Raw genomic sequence first — 20331 nt, forward strand, 5'->3', positions numbered from 1 at the left:
TGTGGCTCGTCGCGCAGTTCCCCGCGCCCCTAGGGGGGGTGTGGCTGAGCTCCGGGAAGTGCGGGCCCCATCGGAGTCTCAGCGTTCCGTTACCTTGCCTGCTGTTACCTCCAGGCGGCGGGTGACGTGGACTGCGTTCAGCATGCGGCGGTCGTGGGTCACCAGGAGGAGGGTGCCCTCGTAGGTGTCGAGGGCGGACTCCAGTTGTTCGATGGCCGGTAGGTCCAGGTGGTTGGTGGGCTCGTCCAGGACCAGGAGGTTGACGCCCCGGCCCTGGAGAAGGGCCAGGGCCGACCTGGTGCGCTCGCCCGGGGAGAGGGTCGCCGCCGACCGCGTCACATGGTGCGCCTTGAGGCCGAACTTGGCGAGGAGCGTGCGTACTTCGGCCGGCTCGGTGTCCGGGACCGCCGCGCAGAACGCGTCCAGCAGGGACTCCTCGCCGTGGAAGAGCCTGCGGGCCTGGTCGACCTCGCCTACCAGGACGCCGGAGCCGAGCGCCGCGTGACCGGCGTCGAGCGGGACACGGCCCAGCAGGGCGCCGAGCAGGGTGGACTTCCCCGCGCCGTTCGCGCCGGTCACGGCAACCCGGTCCGCCCAGTCGATCTGGAGGGTGACCGGGCCCAGGGTGAAGTCGCCGCGCCGCACCTCGGCGTCGCGCAGGGCGGCCACGACGGAGCCGGAGCGCGGGGCCGCCGCGATCTCCATCCGCAGCTCCCACTCCTTGCGGGGTTCCTCGACGACGTCCAGACGCTCGATCATGCGTTGTGTCTGGCGGGCCTTCGCGGCCTGCTTCTCGCTGGCCTCGCTGCGGAACTTGCGGCCGATCTTGTCGTTGTCGTTGCTCGCCTTGCGGCGGGCGTTCTTGACGCCCTTGTCCATCCAGGAGCGCTGCATCTGGGCGCGGTCCTGGAGGGCAGAGCGCTTGTCGGCGTACTCCTCGAAGTCGTCGCGGGCGTGCCGGCGGGCCACCTCACGCTCCTCCAGATACGCCTCGTAGCCACCGCCGTAGAGGGTGATCCGCTGCTGGGCGAGGTCGAGTTCGAGGACCTTGGTGACCGTGCGGGTGAGGAACTCCCGGTCGTGGCTGACAACGACCGTGCCGGCGCGCAGTCCGCTCACAAAGCGTTCGAGCCGCTCCAGGCCGTCGAGGTCGAGGTCGTTGGTGGGCTCGTCGAGGAGGAAGACGTCGTAGCGGGAGAGCAGCAGGGAGGCGAGGCCCGCGCGGGCGGCCTGGCCGCCGGACAGGGACGTCATCGGCTGGTCGAGGCCGACGGTGAGGCCGAGCGTGGCGGTGATCTCCTCGGCCCGTTCGTCGAGGTCGGCGCCGCCGAGGCCCAGCCAGCGCTCCAGGCTCACCGCGTACGCGTCGTCCGCGCCGGGCGCCCCGTCGACGAGCCCCTGGGTGGCCGTGTCCATCTCCTGCTGGGCGGCGGCGACGCCGGTGCGGCGGGCCAGGAACTCCCGCACGCTCTCCCCCGGCCGGCGCTCCGGCTCCTGCGGGAGATGGCCGACGGCGGCAGTGGGCGGGGAGAGGCGCAGCTCGCCCTGTTCGGGGGTGGTCAGCCCGGCGAGCATCCGCAGCAGCGTGGACTTGCCGGCGCCGTTGGCTCCGACGAGGCCGATCACGTCTCCGGGCGCGACGACGAGGTCGAGCCCGGCGAACAGGGAGCGGTCGGCGTGGCCGGCGGCGAGGTTCTTGGCGACGAGGGTGGCAGTCATCAGAACGTCGATGGTAATGGGCGCCCGGCGGCCGGGTCAGTGGGCCATGGCCTCCACCAGGACACTCCCCGCGGTCCGCGCGACCACGTAGGACTCGCCCTTCACCGCGCGGGCGTCCAGGGGGATGCGGTGCCGGCCGGCTTCGAGGACGCCGTCGAAGACCTCGTGGGTGTGGGTGCGGTACAGCCGGTCGATGCGGTACGCGGTGAGCCGGACCCGGCACGGGGAGGTGACCTCGATGCCCGCCTCGCCGTCGGCGGCGACGAGCCGGGTCAGCCGGCGCCGCTCGGCGGGGCCGCGGTCGAGGGCGTGTTCGATCTGGGCAACGAGCAGCGGGACGATCGGGGCGAGTCCGTCGACGTAGGCCACGTCGACCCCGGCCCGGTCGAACGCGGCGCGTACGGCGGCGCGTTCGCCGTCGGGGACGGCGCGGCCGAAGGCGACGGCGCCGTAGCCGCGCAGTTCGTCGGCGGGGACGTCCTGGGCGTCGTGGGTGATGTCGGCGCCGACGCCGATGGTGCGCAGGGCGGCGGCGAGTCTGGCGAGGACGGCCACGCGGGCGCCGATCAGCAGCACCCGGCGGCGGTGTGTGCCGGGGGCGTCGCCGTCGAGCAGGGCGTGCAGGGCGGTGCGGTACTCGTCGCCGCGGAAGCGGAACGGCCCTATGCCGTGGTAGCCGTTGAGCTCCCGGTCGACGAGGGGTTCGGTCTGCCAGGCGAAGTCCCGCCAGACATAGTCGTCGTGGTCGCGTTCGATGACGGCGGTGACCGCGCCGCACGCGAGGTCCTCGCACTCGGGACAGCCGTAGACGACGTAACGGCCGCCCGGCAGCGGGGCCTCCGCCTCCAGGAGCAGGCTGCGGACCTGGGCGGTGAAGATCGCGGGTGGGACGTCGGAGGCGAGCGGGGAGACGGCGTCGAGGTCGGAGAGCTGGAAGAGCAGCGGGCGGCCGTCGACGATGAAGTCGACGAAGTCCCGGTGGACCTGGTAACCCCCGTCCGACAGCACGCCGCCGGCCCGCATCGCCGGGGCCAGGCCGAAGGTCGCGTACGCGGCAGACATGCTGTGAGTATCCCCACCTGCCCAGCTCTCTGAGCGCGGCATGACACATTCCGCTACGGTCGCGCTGTGACCGGGGATCAGCGGGGCGACGTGGTGGTTGTCGGCGGCGGTGTGATCGGGCTGACGACGGCGGTGGTGCTGGCCGAGCGGGGCGGCCGGGTCCGGCTGTGGACGCGGGACCCGGTCGAGCGGACCACCTCGGCGGTTGCCGGCGCGCTGTGGTGGCCGTACCGCATCGAACCGGCGGACGCGGTGCGCGGGTGGGCGCTGCGCTCCCTCGATGTGTACGAGGAGTTGGCGGAGCGGCCCGCGGTGACCGGCGTACGGATGGTCGAAGGGGTAGTGGGCGAGACGGACCTGGACGAGACGCGGGGCTGGACCGCGGGCCGGGTGCCGGGGCTGCGGGCGTCCGCGCCGCACGAGTACGCGGGGCAGGGGGTGTGGGCGCGGCTGCCGCTGGTCGACATGCGGGCCCATCTGCCGTGGCTGCGGGAGCGGTTGACGGCCGCGGGCGGCAGGGTCGAGGAGCGCACGGTGACGGCCGGGTTCCCGGAGGCGGACGCGGCGGTGGTGGTCAACTGCACGGGGCTGGCGGCGCGGGACCTCGTACCGGATCCGCGGGTGCGGCCGGTGCGCGGGCAGGCGGTCGTGGTGGAGAACCCGGGCATCCGCACCTGGCTGGCCTCGACCGCGCCCGACGGCACCAAGGCCTACTTCTTCCCGCACCCCGACCGGCTGGTGCTGGGCGGTACCGCCGACGACGACGTGTGGGACACCGAGCCCGATCCGGCGGAGGCCGAGGCGATCGTACGGCGGTGTGCGGCGCTGCGGCCGGAGATCGCCGGGGCGCGGGTGCTGGAGCACCGGGTGGGGCTGCGCCCGGCGCGGGACGCGGTGCGTCTGGAGCGCGAGACGCTGCGTGACGGGCGGGTGCTGGTGCACAACTACGGTCACGGCGGGGCGGGTGTGACGGTGGCGTGGGGCTGTGCGGAGGAGGCGGCGGGGCTGGCTTCGGCCTGACCCGGCCCCGCCGGCTCCTCCCCCGCCGCGTCCCCGCCGCCTCCCCGTCACCTCCCTGCCGCCTCCCTGTCGGTCAGTGCTTGCCGATCGGGTCTCCCTCGACGTCGGGGCCCGATCCCGGACCGATACGGAGTTCGAACTCGCCGTCGTACTGCTTGTGGCCCTCGATGACGGCCATGTCGACGGCCTCGGAGCCCATGCGCTCGCGCACGATGACCGGGTCCTGGCGCAGGTCCCGCATGAGGGCCACACACATGAAGATCATGACGACGACGAACGGGGCCGCCGCGAGGATCGTCAGGTTCTGGAGACCGGTCAGCGCGTCACCCTGTCCGCTGCCGACCAGCAGCATGACCGCGGCGACCGCGCCGGTCAGCACACCCCAGAACACGACCACGAAGCGGCTCGGTTCGAGGGCGCCCTTCTGCGACAGGGTGCCCATCACGATGGAGGCCGCGTCGGCTCCGGAGACGAAGAAGATACCGACGAGGATCATCACCAGCAGGCTGGAGACCGTGGCGATGGGGAACTCCTGGAGTACGGCGAAGAGCTGGCCCTCGGGTGTGGTCTCCTCGCCGAGGCGCCCCTGTTCCTGCATCTTCATCGCCGTGCCACCGAAGATCGCGAACCAGACCAGGCTGACCGTGCTGGGCACCAGGATCACCCCGCCGACGAACTGGCGGATGGTGCGGCCCCGGCTGATCCGGGCGATGAACATACCGACGAAGGGCGTCCAGGAGATCCACCACGCCCAGTAGAAGACGGTCCAGCTGCCCAGCCAGTCGGCGACGCCCTCGCCGCCGCTCGCCTCGGTCCGCCCGGCCAGCTGGGGCAGATCGCCCAGGTAGGAGAAGACCGAGGTCGGCAGCAGGTCGAGGACGATGATGGTGGGTCCTGCGACGAACACGAACAGGGCGAGCACCAGCGCCAGCACCATGTTGATGTTGGACAGCCACTGGATGCCCCGCTCGATGCCGGACACCGCCGAGGCGACGAACGCCAGTGTCAGGACGGCGATGATGGCGACGAGCAGCCCGGTGCTGACGTCGTCCATCCAGTCCAGCTCCTGGAAGCCGGAGCCGATCTGGAGGGCGCCGAGACCGAGCGAGGCGGCCGAGCCGAAGACGGTCGCGACGATGGCGAGCATGTCGATGATCCGGCCGCCGACACCGTTGGCGTTCTTCTCGCCGATGAGCGGGGTGAACACGGCGCTGATGGTCTGGCGGCGGCGCCTGCGGTACGTGCTGTACGCGATGGCGAGACCGACGACCGCGTAGATCGCCCACGGGTGGAGCGTCCAGTGGAACAGCGTGGTGGCCATGGCCGTCTCCATGCGCTCACCGGAGTCGGCCGGGTCGGTGCCCGGTGGCGGCGTGATGTAGTGCGCGAGCGGTTCGCTCACGCCGTAGAACATCAGGCCGATGCCCATGCCCGCGCTGAACATCATGGCGACCCAGGACACCGTGCGGAACTCGGGCTGTTCGCCCTCCGCGCCCAGGTGGATCCGGCCGTAGCGGCTGATCGCGAGCCACAGCGCGAAGACCACGAAGGCGGAGGCGGCCAGCATGAACGCCCAGCCGCCGTTGTGGATCAGCCCGTTGAGCATGGAGCTGGAGGCGTCCTCCAGCGAATCGGTGGCGATCGCGCCCCACAGCACGAACGCGAGGGTGAGCGCGGCCGTGACGCCGAAGACGACACGGTCGGTCCCCGCCCTCAAGGGGGTGCCGGCCCCCGCTTCGGGGGCCGGCTGCGGACCTCTTGGATCGGGGCTGTTCTCACTCTGGTTGTCGGGTGTCACGGGCAGCACCTTTCTTCGGGTCCGCGGGGCGGGGAAAACACCGCTGGGTACGCGCCTACCACACGCGACGCGTTTCTCACCTGATCAGCAGTTCGTGTCGGGCTCCCCCTGCGCCAGGTGGTAGGCGGCACGTCCGTCGAGCAGCATCGGCACCAGCGCGCGCAGCGACTGCCGCAGCGGTACGTAGGTGCCGTCGCGGTCGTGGCGTACGCGGACGCCGTGCAGGGCGAGTTCGTCCTTGACGTCCGTGTACTGGGCGTCGGTGAGGCGGTACGCGCAGGGCGGGTCCTGGATCACCTCGGCGGGCTCGGGCGGGTCGTTGTCGGCGCCGCCGAGATAGACGGGTCCGGTGTCGGCCCAGCCGGCGACGCGGGCCCTGCCGGTGGCCGCCTCGACGTGTCCGCGCCGCTCGTCGGTGTAGGCGAACAGACCGTCCAGGGCGTCGAGCTGGGAGGTGACGCGGCGCCGGTTGTTGAGCGCCTCGTCCCGCTTCTCGGCGTCCGTGAGCGGGTCGACCCGGCTCTCGATGAGCAGGCCGATAGCGTGTTTGGCGCCGGACATGTTCCGCAGGATGCGTTCCTGCCCGTCCCCGGCGACCTGCCGGACCGGTTCACCGGTGACGGGGTCGGTCCAGATCCCGTACGTGCCGATGGAGTGCCCGGCGTTCCGCGCGGCGGGCCGGACGTAGGCCTCGGACAGGGTCTGCGCCTCGTTGTGCACCCGGTCGTCCGTGTTGAGGTTGCGCGGCCACAGGTCGAACAGGTCCTTGTCGTAGTACGGGGGTGTGGCGCCGTACTCGTGCAGGTCGTAGATGACGTCGGGGCCGCGGTCGCGGATCACGGCGGCCAGGGCGCGGCCCTCGTTAGTGGCGAGGGCGACGTGGTCGCGGTTGATGTCGATGCCGTCGGAGTTGCCCCGGGTGTCGGCGGCCCGGCCGTCGGGGTTGGCGGTGGGCACCACGAGCACGGTGGTGCGCTCCAGGAAGCGCCGGGTGTGGTGGTCCCTGGCGAAGGCGAGATCGCGGACGGTGGTGAGACAGGCCTCGCGGCCGGAGGGCTCGTCGCCGTGCTGGCTGCACACGAGGAGCACGGTGTTGGCGGCGGAGCGGCCGCCGATCCGTACGAGTTGCAGGGGGCGGTCCTGCTTCGTCGTACCGATGCTGCTGATCGAGACCTTGCTACTCGCGCGGTCGACGGCGGCGAGGAAGGCCTGTTCCTCGGGCTGGGTGGTCCAGCGGGCGCCGTCGGAGCGTTCGAAGCCGGTGCGTGGCGGTGCGGTGTCGGTGGCGGCCTGGGCGGGGGCCGCCACCAGTGATGCGGCGATGGCGGCGGTGGTCAGGGTCAGGACGCGGACGCGGCGGTTCACCGGCCTCCCTCCGGGATGCGGGACAGGGTCTGCGGCGGCTGGACGCCGGCGAGTTCACCGGCCGGGAGCGCGGTGGCCGTGGCGCCCGCGACGGCGCGGGCGAAGGCGGTGGTGCCGCCGACGACCGGCACGTCGGCCGTGGTGCGGGACAGGTCGACGGTGAGGGTCGGGGTGTCGGCGGGCGGTTCGATGAGGCCCCGGTCGGTGCCGGCGACGATCAGCGCGAGCCGGTGTCCGGCCGGTACGACGTGGTCGGTGGCGGCCAGGTCGAGGGTGATCGTGTACGCCTTGCCGGGGGTCAGCGGGCGGCCCTTGGCGTCGGAGGCGTGGTTGCCGAGGTCGGCCCAGCCGCGGCTGACGACGGTGTGCTCGACGTCCGCGGTCCGGGCCGCGGTCTCCTTGAAGCAGGCGCCGTCGCCGCTGGTGCTCGCGCCCCAGCAGGTGCGGTCCGTGAGGGTGCTGATGCCCTCGCCGGGGCCCGCGTAGTCACGGATGGTGTCCGGGCCGACGTCGACGAGGACGGCGCTCAGATGGGCCGTCGGGGTGTTGGGCGTCGCGGTCACGGTGACCTTCGAGGAGCCGGAGAGGCGCAGGTCGCGGCTGAGCGGGACGGTGACGAAGCCCGCCTTGTCGGGGGTGGAGCTGCCGAGGTCGGCGGCCCAGTCGGCCTCGTCGCGCGAGGGGTCGTCGGTGAACGTCTCGGTGCCGCCGCCGGTGCGCAGGCCCAGGGTGCCGACACCGGGCGCGGTGCCCTCGGCGGGCTTCAGGCGCACGGTGTCGGTGGTACGCGGCGGCCAGACGGCGGAGGTGACCCACTGGTCCGGGTGGCGTTCGATGTCGGCCATCGGTTCGTCGTCGATGCCGTTGTCGTAGCCGAGGAGTTCGTGGTCGAACCAGCGGTGCAGGGTGTTCACCCAGTCGGCGCGGCGGAAGTCGAAGGGGTCGACGTGGCCGACCTGGGAGAGCCAGATCTTGCGCTCGACGCCGTTCTTCGCGAGGGCGTCCCACCACTGTCCGAAGTGCTTGGCGCGGACGTTGAGGTCCTGCATGCCGTGGACGACGAAGACGCTCGCCTCGACCTTGCCGGCGTCGGGGACGTGGTTGCGCTCGCTCCACAGCGCGGTCCAGTCGCCGGTGCGGGGCGCGCCCGCGACGATCCGCTCCTGGACGGCGGCGCACCGGGCGCGGGCTTCGGGGCTCTCCACGCGGTTCGCGAGCCCGTCGGGGCCGGAGTCGAACAGCGGGGCGCCCTTGGCGAAGTAGTAGTCGTACCAGGAGGAGATGCCGCCGATCGGGACGATGGTCTCCAGGCCCTCGACGCCGGTCGCCGCGACTCCGTTGGCGATGGTGCCGTCGTAGCTCTTGCCGATCATGCCGGTGCGGCCGTTGCTCCAGTCCGCGGCGGCGCGGGTGGTGCCGGTGCGGGTGGTGTACGCCCGGCCGCGGCCGTTGAGCCAGTCGACTACAGCCTTCGCGGACTGGACGTCGGAGCGTCCGCCGACGTCGACACAGCCGTCGGAGCGGTTGGTGCCGGCGAGGTCGACGCCGACGAAGGCGTACCCGCGGGGCACGAAGTAGTTGTCGTAGTAGAGCGGCATCTGGACGACGGTGCCGTTCGCGTCGTACGTCTTGAGCTGGCTCTCGTTGCCGCGTCCGCAGCAGGAGTAGTACGGGCTGGCGTCCATGATGACGGGTATCTTGCGGCCCTTTTGCGCGGGTTCGCGCGGGCGGACGATGTCGACGGCGACCCGGTCGGTCTTTCCGTCGCCGTCCCCGTCGAGCCGGGTGTCCACCCAGACGGCCTCGCGGACGGCGCGGTCGTAGGAGTAGACGGGTTGGCTGGAGCGCGAGGCGCGCTTGTCCTGCTCCTGGACCTGTGTCCGGTCCTGTGCCTGGTCCTGTGCCTGGCTCTGTACCGGGATGAGGAAGGTGGCCATCAGGGCGGCCGTGGCCGCCGTCGCGAGCGGTCTCCAGATCGTGAAGCGCGTGCGTATCGGCATGCCGCGGACGGTACAGCCGTCAACTCCCGCACAGAAGAGGGCAGGTGAGGGAGGTAAGTGAAGGAATGTGGCCGGAATCGGCCCCCGGGTCGGGGGGTTCGTGGCGGCCGAATGGCGATCGTGTGACACGGGCGGCGTGGACAGCCGTACGGGATCAGGCGGTACATAGGGTTCGAACAGTCTTCGGTCCCCTACGACTTGGAGCCTTTCGTACACCGCAGAATCATCGCGCCGGGATCCCTCGCCGCGGCCACCCTGCTGCTGGCGATCCCGGCATCGGCCGCGAGCCTCTCCCCCGGCGCACCGGGCATCGGCGATCCCTACTACCCGGCGTACGGCAACGGCGGCTACGACGTCTCCCACTACGACCTGCGCCTGAAGTACCAGCCGGCCACCGACCGCCTCGAAGGCACGGCGACGCTGCTCGCGCGCACCACGCAGGATCTGAGCCGGTTCAATCTGGACTTCCTTCTCGACGTGTCCGAGGTCCGGGTCGACGGCGTCAAGGCGTCCTTCACGACGTCCGGCGAACACGAGCTGGAGATCACCCCGAGGAAGCCGCTCGCCAAGGGCAAACCGGTCACCGTGGTGGTGCGGTACGCGGGTGTGCCCTCGTCGAAGCAGGCGTACGGGTTCACCAGCTGGCACCGGACGGCGGACGGCGGGGTCGCCGCGAACGAGCCGGAGGCGGCGTGGTGGTGGTTCCCGAGCAACGACCACCCGCTCGACAAGGCGACCTACGACGTCTCGGTCCAGGTGCCCGACGGCACCCAGGCGATCTCCAACGGCGTCCTTCAGTCGACGGGTTCGCGGGCCGGCTGGACGCGTTACGCCTGGCGGTCCGACAAGCCGCAGGCGACGTATCTGGCCACGCTCGCGGTGGGCCGGTTCGACATCACCACCGGGACCACGGAGAGCGGTGTCCCCGTCCTCAACGCCTACAGCAAGGACCTCGGCGCGAACGACGGGGCGGCGCGGGCGAGTGTCGAGCGGACCGGTGAGATCGCCGACTGGCTGTCCGGGTACTTCGGGCCGTACCCCTTCAACTCGGTCGGCGGGTATGTCCCGAACACGAACACCGGGTACGCGCTCGAAACCCAGACCCGGCCCTTCTACAGCCCGCGGCAGTTCGCGAACGGTTCGAACACCTCCGTGGTGGTGCACGAGCTGGCCCACCAGTGGTACGGCGACCTGGTCTCCGTCACCGGCTGGAAGGACATCTGGATCAACGAGGGGTTCGCGCGCTACGCGCAGTGGCTCTGGTCCGAGCACGAGGGCGAGGGGACGGTGCGGGAGCTGGCGGACTATGTGTACGCGTCGCATCCGGCGGACGATCCGTTCTGGACGGTGAGGCCGGGTGATCCGGGGCCGGAGAACCAGTTCGATGCCGCGGTGTACGACCGGGGGGCGCTGGCCTTGCAGGCGCTGCGGAACGAGATCGGTGACGGCGCGTTCTTCGCGGTGCTGAGGGGGTGGCCGGGTGAGCACGCCTACGGCAACGCGTCCGTCGCCGACTTCCGGCGGTACGCGGAGGGGGTGAGCGGGGTGTCGCTGGCGACGTTGTTCGACACCTGGTTGTACCAGCCGTCGAAACCGGGCGACTTCGTCGCGGGGGCGGGGGTTCCGGAACGCCCACGTTCCTGGAAGAAGATCGCGGAGACGAACGCGGGGCGGGGGTAGGGGGTCACTGCGGCGCCGCGCCGGCCGCTCGCGCAGTTCCCCGCGCCCCTGGGGGGTTACGCAGGGTCCTGACCTGCGGCGCCGTCGTGGCTCGTCGCGCAGTTCCCCGCGCCCCTGGGGGGGTCAGCACGGACCTAAGCTGCGGCGCCATCGTGGCTTGTCGCGCGGTTCCCCGCGCCCCTGGGGGGGCAGCACCGCCCTAACCTGCGGCGCCGTCGTGGCTTGTCGCGCAGTTCCTCGCGCCCCTGGGGGGGGTTACGCAGGGTCCTGACCTGCGGGGCCGTCGTGGCTCGTCGCGCGGTTCCTCGCGTCCCTGCGGGGCGGGTACCTGACCGGGGTGCTGTGACTGGGCCCAGTTGGGGGCGCGGGGAACTGCGCGACCAGCCACGACGGCGCCGCGCCCGAACAGGGGGTTCACCCATCGGGGTGCCGTCACTGGGCCCACCCAGGGGCGCGGGGAACTGCGCGACAAGCCGCCTGCCCCCGTTGCGCCCCGCCCGACCGCGACGTCGATCGAATGTCCGTTCTAGAACACGCTTCCGGAACAGTCCGGTGACGCGCGCGTTTGCTGACGCGCCCCAACACCTCCCTCGGTCTACGGTGGCCCCATGCGCCGGACGGCTCGGCGCGCGGACGAGGTGAAGGAGCCGAGGCGTGCGGGACGTCGCGATCATCGAGGCACCGTCCGTGCTGGGACTGCGGCCGACCGGGGTCGAGGAACTGCCCGAGGCACTGCTCGGCGCGGGACTGGCCGAGGGACTCGGCGCGGTACGCGCGGGACGGGTCGAGCCGCCGCCGTACGACCCCGACCGGGACCCGGAGACCGCGATGCTGAACGCGGCCGGGATCGCCGAGTACTCCGTACGGCTGGCCGACGCGGTGGGCGAGGTACTCGACGCCGGGAAGTTCCCGCTGGTGCTCGGCGGCGATTGCAGCATCCTGCTCGGCAACCTGCTCGCGCTGCGGCGCCGCGGCAGACACGGGCTGCTCTTCCTCGACGGCCACACCGACTTCTACCAGCCCGAGGCCGAACCGGTCGGCGAGGTGGCCTCCATGGAACTGGCCCTGGCCACCGGCCGTGGCCCCGAGGTGCTGTCGGCCCTGGAGGGCCGCGGACCACTGGTCCGGGACACGGACGTCGTGGCGTTCGGTTACCGGGACGCGACGGAGTCGGCGGTCTTCGGGATGCAGCCCCTGCCGGACGAACTGCACGCCATGGACCTGCACACGGTCCGCGAACTCGGCGCGGCCGAGGCGACCCGCAGCGCGCTGGACCTGCTCCATTCGGACGCCGGCAGCGAAGGCTTCTGGGTGCACCTCGACGCGGACGTCCTGGACGACGCGGTCATGCCGGCGGTGGACTACCGCCTCTCGGGCGGACTCTCCTGGGAAGAACTGGACACCGTCCTGGGCGCGGCACTGGCCGACCCCCGCGCACGCGGCCTCGACCTGGCCATCTTCAACCCCCGCCTGGACCCCGACGGCGCCCTCACCTCCCGCCTGGCGACCTGCCTGCTGCAAGCGTTCCAGACGGCGCGCTGATCAAGGCGGGCCGACAAGGGGCCGCGGGGAACGAGCTCGTCCCCTACTTCGTCAGCCTCGTCAGTTCCGTGTCCGTGTCGCGGTTCGATCGGCGGCGGAGGGCGTACCAGCCCGTTACGAGCAGCGCTGTGATGGCCGGGATGAGGTAGAGGGTTTTGCGGCCCACCTCGGGGTCGTTCCACATCATGCCGAGGCAGGCCAGGAGGAAGGCGATCGTGGTGATCTCCGTGACCGGGCTGCCGGGGAGGCGGAAGTGGGGGCGTTCGACGTGGCCCTCCCGGGCGCGGCGGACGAAGACCAGGTGGCAGACCATGATGATCACCCAGGTGCTGATGATGCCGAGGGAGGCGACGTTCAGCACGATCTCGAAGGCCTGGGACGGGACCAGGAAGTTCAGGCCGACCCCGAGCACGCAGACCGCGCAGGTCAGCAGGATGCCGCCGTAGGGGACCTGGCTGCGGTTCATACGGGCGGTGAACTTGGGCGCCGAGCCCGCCATGGCCATCGAGCGCAGGATGCGGCCCGTGGAGTAGAGGCCGGAGTTGAGGGACGACATGGCGGCGGTGAGGACCACCAGGTTCATGACGTCGCCCGCCGCCGGGATGCCGATCTTCGACAGGACGGTGACGAAGGGGCTCTCGTCGGCCGAGTAGACCGAGCCCGGGAGCAGCAGGGCCAGAAGGACGACCGAGCCGACGTAGAAGATGCCCACGCGCCACATGATGGAGTTCACCGCGCGCGGGACGACCTTCTCCGGCTCGGCGGTCTCGCCCGCGGCGACGCCGACCAGTTCGAGGGCGGCGTACGCGAAGATCACGCCCTGCATGACGAGGACGACCGGCATCACGCCGTGCGGGAGGATGCCGCCGTTGTCGGTGATCACGCTCAGCCCCGGCGTCGTGCCGCCGACCTCGTGCCGGGTGGCCAGCAGGAAGATGCCGATGAGCATAAAGCCCACCAGCGTGGCGACCTTGATGATCGCGAACCAGAACTCCATCTCGCCGAAGATCTTCACCGAGATCAGGTTCACCGCGAGGACCACCGCGAGGGCGATCAACGCCAGGACCCACTGCGGGATGTCGGTGAACAGGCTCCAGTAGTGCGTGTAGAGCGCGATCGCGGTGATGTCGGCGATCCCGGTCGTCGACCAGTTCAGGAAGTACATCCACCCCGCGACGTACGCGCCCTTCTCGCCGAGGAACTCGCGCGCGTACGACACGAACGAACCGGAGGACGGCCGGTACAGGACCAGCTCACCGAGGGCGCGGACCACGAAGAACGCGAAGACCCCGCAGACCAGGTAGGCCAGCGCCAGCGCGGGACCCGCGTTGTGCAGTCTGCCGCCGGCGCCCAGGAAGAGGCCGGTGCCGATGGCGCCGCCGATGGCGATCATGTTGACGTGCCGGGCCTTGAGGTCCTTGCTGTAACCGGCGTCGCCCGCGTCCGCGGGCGTGGTGGTCGCCCCGTTCCCGGCGGTGACCCTGGCCGTGTCCACGGCGTCCTTGCTCACGGGTGGTACCACTCTCTGGTGCGCCCCAGCGGCGTGCGCTCGGGTGTCCGTACGTGACTTCGGTCCGTGACGCGTTTGCCGACGCGACACAGACCGAGGCAGCACCTTCCCACACAGATCCGGCCATATGGCATGGCTTACGTCACACAGCGTCGCTTCTCACACGTCCACCCGGAGATCTCCCCACCGTCACCCCACGTTCACCACGCGGTGGACGGGTGCCGCGTCCGCGGTGTCACAGCACTGGTGAGACAGCGATACTGCTGCGCATGACGACCGACACCGCCGAGCAGCCGGGAACGCCCCTCACCATCGACGAGCTGGCCGCCCGCGCGGGCGTCACGGTGCGCACGGTCCGCTTCTACGGCACCAAGGGCCTGCTGCCGCCTCCGGCGCTCGGTCCGCGCCGGGTGGGGCACTACGGCCGGGAGCATCTGGCGCGGCTGGCGCTGATCGAGGAGTTGCAGCACCAGGGCATGACCCTGGCCGCCATCGAACGCTATGTACGGCGACTGCCGCCCGGCCTGAGCGCCGACGATCTCGCCATCCACCGCGCGGTGGTGGCCTCGTGGGCGCCGGACGTGCAGGAGACCGTGTCCCTGGCGGAGCTGGAACGGCGGGCCGGGCGGGCGCTGGCCGGGCCCGACCTGGAGCGGCTGGCCGCGATGAACGTCGTGGCCGCGGAGGGCGAGGCCTTCCGGGTGGACACCGGGCTGCTGCGGCTCGGCGTCGAACTGCTCGACGTACCGCTGCCCCAGGAGGCGATCCTGGCCGCCCGTGCCGTCCTCGTCGAGCACTCCCGCGCGGCGGCGCAGGAGCTGTCGCGGCTGTTCCGCGAGGAGGTGTCGGAGCGGGACGCGGACGCGGTGCGGTCGCTGTCGGCCCATATGCAGCCGATCGTGGTGCAGGCCCTGCTGACCACCTTCCAGCGCTCCCTGAAGGAAGAGCTGCGGGTGTGGCAGAGCGAGGGGTCAGAGGTGGGCGGGTCCGCCTGACACGGTGAGGGTCTGGCCGGTCAGGGCGCCGCTGCCCTCGTCCACCACGTAGAGCAGGGTGGAGATCAGGTCGCACGGGCGCAGCCGGCCCATCGGGCCCGGCGCGGCGGGCGCGATGGCGTTGACCGTGATGCCGTGCGGGGTGAGGGCGGTGGCCAGCGCCCGGGTGAGGCCGATCAGGCCCATCGTCGAGGCGGCGTAGGGGACCGTCTCGGGCGGGGGCGTCCGTACGGCCGCGGAGGCGATGTTGACGATCCGGCCCCACCCCGCCGCCTTCAGATGCGGCAGCACGGCCCGGGTCACCAGGAACGGCGCCTCCAGGTTGACGCGCATGACGTGCCGCCAGTCCTCGGCGGTGGTCTCCTCGAAGGGCCGCTCCGGGTGGACGCCGGCGGCGTTGACGAGCACGTGCAGGGTGCCGAAGTGCCCGAGGACGCGGGCGAGTCCGGCCAGGAGCCGCGGTTCGTCGGCGGCGTCGGCGACCACCTCGACGTAGTCCAGGATCCTCGCGGCGGTCCTCGGCTGGGGGACGACGTCGAGCCCGGCGACCCGGTAGCCGCGCCCGGCGAGCGCGACGGCGAACTCCTGCCCGAGGCCCTGTGCCGCTCCGGTCACCAGGGCGGTACGCGTCTCCATGCGGCGAGTGTGATGAGCCGTCAGGCGGCGGACAAGAGGGCGTTTTCGGCGCCCTCCCGGGCCCGGCCTCCCGGTCCCGCCCTACGCGCCCCCGTCTCCGGGATGACACCCCAGGCGAGGGCGCGTCGCTCAGCGGTCCGTCACCGGCCGTCCGTGAAGGTCTCCCCCTTCTCGGCCTTCGCCACCAGCAGGGCGGGCGGGGTGAACCGCTCGCCGTAGGTCTGCGCCAGCTCCCGCGCGCGTGCCACGAATCCGGCCACACCGCCCTCGTAGCCGTTGATGTACTGGAGGACGCCGCCGGTCCAGCCGGGGAAACCGATGCCGAAGAGGGAGCCGATGTTGGCGTCGGCCACGGACGTCAGCACACCCTCCTCGACGAGCCGTACGGTGTCGAGCGCCTCCGAGAAGAGCATGCGCTCCTGCATGTCCCGGAACGGGATCTCGGTGCCCGCGCGCGTGAAGTGCTCCCGCAGTCCGGGCCACAGGCCGGCCCGCTTGCCGTCCTCCCCGTACTCGTAGAACCCGGCGCCACCGCTGCGGCCGGTGCGCCCGAACTCGTCGACCATCCGGTCGATGACGGCCTCCGCCGGGTGCGCGGTCCAGGTGCCGCCGGCCTCCTCGACGGCCTGCCGGGTCTCCTTGCGGATCTTGCGGGGCAGGGTGAGCGTCAGCTCGTCCATGAGGGACAGCACCTTGGCCGGGTAGCCCGCCTGGGCCGCGGCCTGTTCGACGGACGCGGGCTCGATGCCCTCGCCGACCATCGCCACGCCCTCGTTGATGAAGTGGCCGATGACGCGGGAGGTGAAGAAGCCGCGGGAGTCGTTGACCACGATCGGGGTCTTGTTGATCTGCCGGACCAGGTCGAAGGCGCGCGCGAGGGTCTCGTCCCCGGTGCGCTCGCCCTTGATGATCTCGACGAGCGGCATCTTGTCGACCGGCGAGAAGAAGTGCAGCCCGATGAAGTCGGCCTGGCGCTCGACGCCTTCGGCGAGGGCGGTGATGGGCAGGGTGGAGGTGTTGGAGCAGAGCAGCGCGTCCGGCTCGACCACGCCCTGGATCTCCTGGAACACCTTGTGCTTGAGGGCGGTGTCCTCGAAGACGGCCTCGACGACCGCGTCGCAGCCCGCGAGGTCGGCGGCCTCGGCGGTGGGTGTGATGCGGGCGAGCAGCGCGTCGGCCTTCTCCTGTGTGGTGCGTCCCCTGGCGACGGCCTTGGCGCACAGCTTCTCGGAGTAGGCCTTGCCCTTGGCGGCCGATTCCGGGGTGACGTCCTTGAGGACGACGTCGATGCCCGCGCGGGCGCACGAGTAGGCGATGCCGGCGCCCATCATCCCGGCGCCGAGGACGGCGACCTTGCGGACCTTGCGGGGTTCGACGCCCTTGGGGCGGTTGGCGCCGGAGTTGACGGCCTGGAGGTCGAAGAAGAACGCCTGGATCATGTTCTTCGACGTCTGCCCGGCGGCCAGCTCCACGAAGTAGCGGGCCTCGATGACCTGGGCGGTCTCGAAGTCGACCTGGGAGCCCTCGACCGCGGCGGCGAGGATGCTGCGCGGCGCCGGGTAGGGGGCGCCGTTGGTCTGCTTGCGCAGGTTGGCCGGGAAGGCGGGCAGGTTGGCGGCGAACTTGGGGTTGGCGGGGGTGCCGCCCGGGATGCGGTGGCCGGGCCTGTCCCATGGCTGCTGCGACTCGGGGTTGGCGTCGATGAAGGCGCGCGCCTTGGCGAGCATCTCCTCGCGCGTGTCGGCGACTTCGTGGATCAGGCCGTTGTCCAGGGCGCGCCGAGGGCTGTACTGGGTGCCCTGGAGGAGCACCTTCAGCAGGGCGTCGGTGATGCCGAGGAGCCGGACCGTGCGGACGACTCCGCCGCCTCCGGGGAGCAGGCCGAGGGTGACCTCGGGGCAGCCGATCTTCGAGCCGGGCGCGTCGAGGGCGACGCGGTGGTGGCAGGCGAGGGCGAGTTCGTAACCGCCGCCCAGGGCGGCGCCGTTGAGCGCGGCGACGACGGGCTTGCCGAGGGTCTCGATGCGGCGCAGGTTTCGCTTGATGGCCAGGCCGCCGTCGAAGAGCTCCTGGGCGGTGCCGGGCGTGACGCGGATGAGGTCGCGCAGGTCGCCGCCCGCGAAGAAGGTCTTCTTGGCGGAGGTGACGATGACACCGCGGATCGCGTCCCGCTCGGCCTCCAGGCGGTCGGTGACCGCCGCGAGGGAGTCGCGGAACGCCTGGTTCATGGTGTTGGCGGACTGGTCGGGGTCGTCGATGACGAGGGTGACGACACCGGTGTCGTCCTGTTCCCAGCGGATGGTGGTGCTTGTGGTCATGAGGGTCTCTCCGTTGAGGTCTCTGGATGTCTGCCGCTGGGAGGGTCAGATGCGTTCGACGATCGTGGCGACGCCCATGCCGCCGCCCACGCACAGGGTGGCGAGGCCGTAGCGCTTGTCCTGGCGCTCCAGTTCGTCGACGAGGCTGCCGAGGATCATCGCGCCGGTGGCGCCGAGCGGGTGGCCGAGGGCGATGGCGCCGCCGTTGACGTTGACCTTGTCCAGGGACAGGCCCATGTCCTTCACGAAGCGCAGCACGACGGCCGCGAAGGCCTCGTTGATCTCGACGAGGTCGATGTCGTCGATGGTCAGCCCGGCCTTGGCGAGCGCCTTCCGGGTGGCCGGGGCGGGGCCGGTGAGCATGATGGTGGGCTCGGAGCCGGAGACGGCGGCGGAGACGATCCGCGCGCGCGGGGTGAGGCCGTAGCGCTCGCCGACCTCCTGGGAGCCGATGGCGACGAGGGCGGCGCCGTCGACGATGCCGGAGGAGTTGCCCGCGTGGTGGACGTGGTCGATCCTCTCGACCCAGTGGTACTTCTGGAGCGCCACGGCGTCGAAGCCGCCGAGGTCGCCGATGTCCGCGAACGACGCCTTGAGCCTGGCCAGCGAGTCGGCGGTGGTGCCGGGCCGCATGTGCTCGTCGTGGTCGAGGACGACGAGCCCGCTGCGGTCCTTGACCGGCACGACGGACCGCTCGAAGCGGCCCTCCTTCCAGGCGGTGGCCGCGCGCTCCTGGGACAGCGCCGCGTACTCGTCGACGTCGCGCCGGGAGAAGCCCTCGATCGTGGCGATCAGGTCGGCCCCGATGCCCTGCGGCACGAAGTTGACGGCGAGGTTGGTCATCGGGTCGTTGAACCAGGCGCCGCCGTCGGAGGCCATCGGCACGCGCGACATGGACTCGACGCCGCCCGCGAGGACGAGGTCCTCCCAGCCGGAACGGACCTTGGCGGCGGCCATGTTGACCGCCTCCAGACCGGAGGCACAGAAGCGGTTCTCCTGGACGCCGGCCACCGTGTCGGGCAGGCCCGCGGCGATGGCCGCGATGCGCGCGATGTCGGAGCCCTGGTCGCCGACCGGGCCGACGACGCCGAGCACGACGTCGTCCACGGCCGCCGGGTCCAGGCCGGGGAAGCGGGCGCGGATCTCGTGGATGAGTCCGACGACGAGGTCGATGGGCTTGGTGCCGTGCAGGGCGCCGTTGGCCTTGCCGCGCCCGCGCGGGGTGCGGATCGCGTCGTAGACGTACGCTTCGGTGCTCACGGGGTGGCCTTTCGAGGGGTGTTCCGAGGGGGATGAGGGTCTTCGCGGCCGGCCGGGGCCGGCTCCTGGCGGTCGGCGAGTCCGGGTACGTCCCAGTCGCGGGCCACCTCGGCGGTGTCCGCGCCCGGCCGGGCCGGGCCGCCGGAGAGGGCCGTGGGTGTGGCGGAGAACCGCGGGGCGGGCGCCGGCTGGGTGATCCCGGCGTGCTCGGTGAAGGTGCCGCGCGCGGCGAGGTGCGGATGCCGCGGCGCCTCGCGCAGGGAGAGGACGGGGGCGACACAGGCGTCGGTGCCCTCGAACACGGCCGTCCACTCGTCGCGCGTACGGGATCCGAAGCGGGCGGCGACCCGCTCGCGCAGCTCGTCCCAGCGGGCCGGGTCCTTGCGGGCCGGGGCGTCCTCGGCGATGCCGAGAAGCCGCAGGAACTCGTCGTAGAACTGCTGCTCCAGCGCGCCCACGGCCATGTATCCGCCGTCGGCGGTCTCGTACGTGCCGTAGTACGGGCAGCCGCCGTCGAGGAGGTTGGCGCCGCGCCGGTCCTGCCAGCCGCCCGCCGCGAGCATGCCGTGGATCATCGCGCCGAGGTGGGCGGCGCCGTCGACGATCGCGGCGTCCACGGTCTGCCCGGCGCCGGTGGCACGCGCGTGGTGGAGGGCGGCGAGGACACCGACGACGAGGTAGAGCGAGCCGCCGGCGTAGTCGCCGAGGAGGTTGGCGGGGACGGGCGGGGGGCGGTCCGGGTCGCCGATCATGCCGAGGGTGCCGGTGAGCGCGAGGTAGGCGATGTCGTGGCCCGCGCTCTGCGCGAGGGGGCCGTCCTGGCCCCAGCCGGTCATCCGGCCGTACACCAGCGCGGGGTTGCGGGCGTGGCACGCCTCGGGGCCGACGCCGAGCCGTTCGGCGACTCCGGGGCGGAAGCCCTCGATCAGGATGTCGGCTCGGGCCGCGAGGTCGAGGACGCGGGCGGGTCCGCCGGGTGACTTGAGGTCGAGGACGACGGAGCGCTTGCCGCGGTTGGTGACGTCGTAGGCGGGGTTGATCGCGAGGCCCTGGCCGCCGGGGCGGTCCACGCGGACGACGTCCGCGCCCAGGTCGGCGAGGAGCATGGCGGCGAACGGGGCGGGGCCGATGCCGGCGAGTTCGACCACCCGCACGCCGGTGAGCGGGCCGTGCCCGGGTGTCCCTGCCATGCGACCCCCATCGCTGTGACACAACTGATGTAACACCGAAGATGCTAAGAACGTGTTCCAGTCCGCACAAGACCTGGCGAGCAAGCGCTTAGCCAATTATGGCCGCAGGCCGTCGACGTGCGTCCAGCTCCGCCATGAGCTTCTTCGTCACTGTCGCGCGGCGACTCCGGTGTTTCCGGCCACCGCCCTCCCGAACACCTCCGGGCTCGTCCTCGGCTCCGTACTCCTCACGCTAG

Annotated in this window: 14 protein-coding genes; 4 read left to right on the forward strand and 10 right to left on the reverse strand. The window is 71.8% G+C overall.

The features are described from left to right. Positions 1–78: 78 nt before the first annotated feature. The gene (locus ACIQAC_RS07045; protein WP_402187799.1) at positions 79–1719 is read right to left on the reverse strand and encodes an ABC-F family ATP-binding cassette domain-containing protein; all 1641 of its coding nucleotides are present in this window, start codon (positions 1717–1719) and stop codon (positions 79–81) included. Positions 1720–1755: 36 nt separating this feature from the next. Next, positions 1756–2781, reverse strand: a complete 1026-nt coding sequence (locus tag ACIQAC_RS07050; RefSeq protein WP_402187801.1) for an oxidoreductase — start codon at positions 2779–2781, stop codon at positions 1756–1758. Positions 2782–2847: 66 nt separating this feature from the next. Here ACIQAC_RS07050 and ACIQAC_RS07055 point away from each other — a divergent pair, with 66 nt between their 5' ends. Next, positions 2848–3801, forward strand: coding sequence for an FAD-dependent oxidoreductase (locus ACIQAC_RS07055; protein WP_402187803.1), 954 nt, complete (start codon positions 2848–2850; stop codon positions 3799–3801). A gap of 73 nt (positions 3802–3874) precedes the next feature. Here the strand turns inward: ACIQAC_RS07055 and ACIQAC_RS07060 are convergent, their stop codons facing one another. The 3 genes from ACIQAC_RS07060 to ACIQAC_RS07070 form a co-directional block, all read right to left on the reverse strand. Then, positions 3875–5599 carry a BCCT family transporter gene (locus ACIQAC_RS07060; RefSeq protein WP_402187805.1) on the reverse strand — a complete coding sequence of 575 codons (1725 nt, stop codon included), beginning with the start codon at positions 5597–5599 and terminating at the stop codon, positions 3875–3877. 84 nt (positions 5600–5683) lie between these two features. After that, positions 5684–6964: a M14 family metallocarboxypeptidase gene (locus ACIQAC_RS07065; RefSeq protein WP_402187807.1), complete on the reverse strand. Its 1281-nt coding sequence runs from the start codon at positions 6962–6964 to the stop codon at positions 5684–5686. Further along, positions 6961–8964, reverse strand: a complete 2004-nt coding sequence (locus ACIQAC_RS07070) for a Xaa-Pro dipeptidyl-peptidase (RefSeq protein WP_402187809.1) — start codon at positions 8962–8964, stop codon at positions 6961–6963. Before ACIQAC_RS07070 ends, ACIQAC_RS07065 begins: the two co-directional genes overlap by 4 nt. 198 nt (positions 8965–9162) lie before the next feature. On the opposite strand from ACIQAC_RS07070, the gene ACIQAC_RS07075 reads away from it, so the two are divergent. After that, positions 9163–10644, forward strand: coding sequence for a M1 family metallopeptidase (locus ACIQAC_RS07075; RefSeq protein WP_402187810.1), 1482 nt, complete (start codon positions 9163–9165; stop codon positions 10642–10644). A gap of 654 nt (positions 10645–11298) precedes the next feature. Beyond that, positions 11299–12186 (forward strand): arginase family protein, encoded by an 888-nt coding sequence (locus ACIQAC_RS07080; RefSeq protein WP_402187812.1) that lies wholly within the window; start codon positions 11299–11301, stop codon positions 12184–12186. Positions 12187–12229: 43 nt separating this feature from the next. Here the strand turns inward: ACIQAC_RS07080 and ACIQAC_RS07085 are convergent, their stop codons facing one another. Continuing rightward, on the reverse strand, positions 12230–13696 hold the full coding sequence (locus ACIQAC_RS07085; protein ID WP_402187814.1) for an amino acid permease: 1467 nt from the start codon (positions 13694–13696) through the stop codon (positions 12230–12232). Between the two features lie 269 nt (positions 13697–13965). Between ACIQAC_RS07085 and ACIQAC_RS07090 the strand changes: the two genes are divergently transcribed. After that, the gene (locus ACIQAC_RS07090) at positions 13966–14691 is read left to right on the forward strand and encodes a MerR family transcriptional regulator (protein ID WP_402187815.1); all 726 of its coding nucleotides are present in this window, start codon (positions 13966–13968) and stop codon (positions 14689–14691) included. On the opposite strand, the gene ACIQAC_RS07095 is transcribed toward ACIQAC_RS07090, so the two are convergent. The 4 genes from ACIQAC_RS07095 to ACIQAC_RS07110 form a co-directional block, all read right to left on the reverse strand. Next, the gene (locus ACIQAC_RS07095; RefSeq protein ID WP_402187817.1) at positions 14668–15327 is read right to left on the reverse strand and encodes an SDR family NAD(P)-dependent oxidoreductase; all 660 of its coding nucleotides are present in this window, start codon (positions 15325–15327) and stop codon (positions 14668–14670) included. The two genes, ACIQAC_RS07090 and ACIQAC_RS07095, sit on opposite strands and share 24 nt — an antisense overlap. Positions 15328–15467: 140 nt before the next feature. Beyond that, entirely contained in the window at positions 15468–17645 is a 2178-nt protein-coding gene (locus ACIQAC_RS07100) for a 3-hydroxyacyl-CoA dehydrogenase NAD-binding domain-containing protein (protein WP_402187818.1), read from the reverse strand. 45 nt (positions 17646–17690) lie between these two features. Continuing rightward, complete coding sequence (locus tag ACIQAC_RS07105) at positions 17691–18905, reverse strand: acetyl-CoA C-acetyltransferase (RefSeq protein WP_402187819.1); 1215 nt, start codon at positions 18903–18905, stop codon at positions 17691–17693. Then, positions 18902–20095 carry a CaiB/BaiF CoA transferase family protein gene (locus ACIQAC_RS07110; protein WP_402187821.1) on the reverse strand — a complete coding sequence of 398 codons (1194 nt, stop codon included), beginning with the start codon at positions 20093–20095 and terminating at the stop codon, positions 18902–18904. Before ACIQAC_RS07110 ends, ACIQAC_RS07105 begins: the two co-directional genes overlap by 4 nt. Between the last annotated feature and the right edge of the window lie 236 nt (positions 20096–20331).

Source organism: Streptomyces sp. NPDC088387, from assembly GCF_044753385.1.
Lineage (GTDB): Bacteria > Actinomycetota > Actinomycetes > Streptomycetales > Streptomycetaceae > Streptomyces.